The sequence below is a fragment of the Stieleria mannarensis genome (assembly GCF_014154935.1).
GTDB classification, from domain to species: Bacteria; Planctomycetota; Planctomycetia; order Pirellulales; family Pirellulaceae; genus Stieleria; species Stieleria mannarensis.
This window is the reverse complement of sequence record NZ_JACEHH010000244.1, coordinates 1-277: the sequence shown is the minus strand read 5'-3', so window position 1 is coordinate 277 and position 277 is coordinate 1. Positions and strand designations below refer to the sequence as shown.

Genomic DNA, 277 nt, shown 5'->3' with positions numbered 1-277 from the left:
CACGACGATCGCACCAAAATTAGGCTGCAAACAGGAGTTTTTCGAGAAATGCGGTGTTCCAGCCGGCGATTTTCCGTTTCCGCCTAAGACTCTTCTTCCGGGTGTCTCGCTTGAGAAGCGTCGTGACAAACCGACGAGTGAAGCTCATATTCGACGTAGCGTTTTTGGTTCGGAGCCGACTCGAATCCTCATGAAACACAACATCGAGAACCCAGTGCATGCTTTCGATGCCCCAGTGGCGACGAGCGCTATTTGCGAATTCACCTACACGTGCCGG

General features: G+C 52.7%; 1 pseudogene. It reads right to left on the bottom strand.

Annotated elements, in window-relative coordinates:
* Positions 1-19 precede the first annotated feature (19 nt).
* Positions 20-277, bottom strand: a pseudogene (locus H1B37_RS33230) (ISAs1-like element ISRba7 family transposase); the annotation flags it as partial.